Source organism: Actinocorallia libanotica, from assembly GCF_039525175.1.
Taxonomy (GTDB): Bacteria; Actinomycetota; Actinomycetes; order Streptosporangiales; family Streptosporangiaceae; genus Actinocorallia; species Actinocorallia libanotica.
The window spans coordinates 1-3,408 of record NZ_BAAAHH010000089.1; the positions used below are offsets into that span (position 1 = coordinate 1).

The following is a 3,408-nucleotide window of genomic DNA, read 5'->3' on the forward strand; positions in this document are numbered from 1 at the left end:
GCCGGCTGTTTTCCGGGAACCGCACAGGGACGCGAGCACACACATCAGGTCTTGAAAGAATTTGGTGTGTTGTAGTCAAGCCACTCGGCCTATTAGTACCGGTCGACTCCACACATTGCTGTGCTTCCATCTCCGGCCTATCAACCCAATAGTCTGTTGGGGGCCTTACCCCACCGAAGTGGGAGGGAGTCCTCATCTGGAGGCAGGTTTCCCGCTTAGATGCTTTCAGCGGTTATCCTTTCCGAACGTAGCCAACCAGCCGTGCCCTTGGCAGGACAACTGGCACACCAGAGGTTCGTCCGTCCCGGTCCTCTCGTACTAGGGACAGATCCTCGCAAGACTCCTACGCGCGCAGCGGATAGGGACCGAACTGTCTCGCGACGTTCTAAACCCAGCTCGCGTGCCGCTTTAATGGGCGAACAGCCCAACCCTTGGGACCTACTCCAGCCCCAGGATGCGACGAGCCGACATCGAGGTGCCAAACCATCCCGTCGATATGGACTCTTGGGGAAGATCAGCCTGTTATCCCCGGGGTACCTTTTAGCCGTTGAGCGACACCACTTCCACACGTAGGTGCCGGATCACTAGGCCCAGCTTTCGCTCCTGCTCGACCCGTCGGTCTCACAGTCAAGCTCCCTTGTGCCCTTGCACTCGCCACCTGATTACCAACCAGGCTGAGGGAACCTTTGGGCGCCTCCGTTACTCTTTGGGAGGCAACCGCCCCAGTTAAACTACCCACCAGGCACTGTCCCCCACCCCGATAAGGGGCGCGGGTTAGACGGTCGAAACGACCAGAGTGGTATTTCACCAATGACTCCACCCGAACTGGCGTCCGAGCTTCACAGTCTCCCACCTATCCTACACAAGACATTCCAAACGCCAATGCCAAGCTATAGTGAAGGTCCCGGGGTCTTTCCGTCCTGCTGCGCGTAACGAGCATCTTTACTCGTAGTGCAATTTCGCCGGGCCTGTGGTTGAGACAGCGGGGAAGTCGTTACGCCATTCGTGCAGGTCGGAACTTACCCGACAAGGAATTTCGCTACCTTAGGATGGTTATAGTTACCACCGCCGTTTACCGGCGCTTAGATTCTCAGCTTCGACCACCGAAATGGTCTAACCGGTCCTCTTAACGTTCCGGCACCGGGCAGGCGTCAGTCCGTATACAGCGTCTTACGACTTCGCACGGACCTGTGTTTTTAGTAAACAGTCGCTTCCCCCTGGTATCTGCGGCCGCACCCAGCTCACGGAGCAAGTCCGATCACCAGACACGGCCCCCCTTCTCCCAAAGTTACGGGGGCAATTTGCCGAGTTCCTTAACCACAGTTCACCCGATCGCCTTGGTATTCTCTACCTGACCACCTGAGTCGGTTTGGGGTACGGGCCGCCAGTACACTCGCTAGAGGCTTTTCTCGGCAGCATGGGATCACTCACTTCGCCTAAAACGGCTCGGCATCGCCTCTCAGGAACACGCCGTGCGGATTTGCCTACACGACTCCCTACGGGCTTACCCCGGGACTACCATCGCCCGGGCTGAGCTACCCTCCTGCGTCACCCCATCGCTCACCTACTACCCGATCAGGTCCCAGACTCCCCGACACCAACTTCACCCGAAGGATCCATTGGGCGGCTTGCGTGGTTAGTATCACGAGGTTCAGCGTTGGCGCGTACCGGCGGGTACGGGAATATCAACCCGTTGTCCATCGATTACGCCTGTCGGCCTCACCTTAGGTCCCGACTTACCCTGGGCGGATTAGCCTGCCCCAGGAACCCTTGGTCATCCGGCGGAACGGTTTCTCACCGTTCATTCGCTACTCATGCCTGCATTCTCACTCGTACAGCCTCCACCACTAGCTCACGCTGCGGCTTCACCGGCTGCACGACGCTCCCCTACCCAACCGCACATAGTGCGATTGCCACGACTTCGGCGGTGTGCTTGAGCCCCGCTACATTGTCGGCGCGGAATCACTTGACCAGTGAGCTATTACGCACTCTTTCAAGGGTGGCTGCTTCTAAGCCAACCTCCTGGTTGTCACGGCAACTCCACATCCTTTCCCACTTAGCACACGCTTAGGGGCCTTAGTCGATGATCTGGGCTGTTTCCCTCTCGACTACGAACCTTATCGCCCGCAGTCTCACTGCCACACTCTCACTCACCGGCATTCGGAGTTTGGCTGACGTCAGTAACCTTGTGGGGCCCATCGGCCATCCAGTAGCTCTACCTCCGGCGAGAAACATGTGACGCTGCACCTAAATGCATTTCGGGGAGAACCAGCTATCACGGAGTTTGATTGGCCTTTCACCCCTAACCACAGGTCATCCCCCAGGTTTTCAACCCTGGTGGGTTCGGTCCTCCACACCGTCTTACCGGCGCTTCAACCTGCCCATGGCTAGATCACTCCGCTTCGGGTCTACAGCATGCGACTAAAGTTCGCCCTCTTCAGACTCGCTTTCGCTACGGCTACCCCACACGGGTTAACCTCGCCACACACCATAACTCGCAGGCTCATTCTTCAAAAGGCACGCCATCACGAACAACACCCGAAGGCATTGAGGACGCTCTGACGGCTTGTAGGCACACGGTTTCAGGTACTATTTCACGACCCCTCACCGGGGCACTTTTCATCTTTCCCTCACGGTACTGGTCCGCTATCGGTCATCAGGGAGTATTCAGCCTTACCACGTGGTCGTGGCAGATTCACACGGAATTTCACGGGCTCCGTGCTACTCGGGATCCCACCCAAGAGGCAACACGATTTCGTCTACCGGACTCTCACCGTCTGCGGTCGGCCTTCCCATGCCGTTCGACTACCGAGCTGCTTTGTAACTCTTTGCAAGGACGGCGGTCCCTGCGGGGTGGTCCCACAACCCCGACCGTGCAACGCCCGCCGGCTATCACACACGATCGGTTTAGGCTCTTCCGCTTTCGCTCACCACTACTCACGGAATCACTCTTGTTTTCTCTTCCTGCGGGTACTGAGATGTTTCACTTCCCCGCGTTCCCACCAACCTGCCTATGCATTCAGCAGGCGGCGACACCCCATCACGGGTGCCAGGTTTCCCCATTCGGAAATCCCCGGATCAAAGTCTGGTTGCCGACTCCCCGAGGCATATCGCAGGCTCCCACGTCCTTCATCGGCTCCTGATGCCAAGACATCCACCGTATGCCCTTAAAAACTTGAACCACAACACATGGCCCAAAACCAAGACAAGACTGTGAACCATAGAAACTCTGAAAATTCAGATTTCCAGGCACTTAAATTGCTTTAAGATGCTCGCGTCCACTGTGCAGTTCTCAAAAAACAGACGGCCCCAGACGTAAGCCCCCACTACAGGGGGCTGCGGTCTGACCCGCGGTGGTTCCGAAGAAATCGGTCGCCCGTTTCCTCAGGACCCAACAGCGTGCTCAAT

Annotated in this window: 1 rRNA gene; it reads right to left on the reverse strand. The window is 57.3% G+C overall.

The annotated features are described in order from the left end of the window. Nucleotides 1–71: 71 nt before the first annotated feature. Nucleotides 72–3,181 (reverse strand): 23S ribosomal RNA (locus ABD140_RS39565). Between the last annotated feature and the right edge of the window lie 227 nt (nucleotides 3,182–3,408).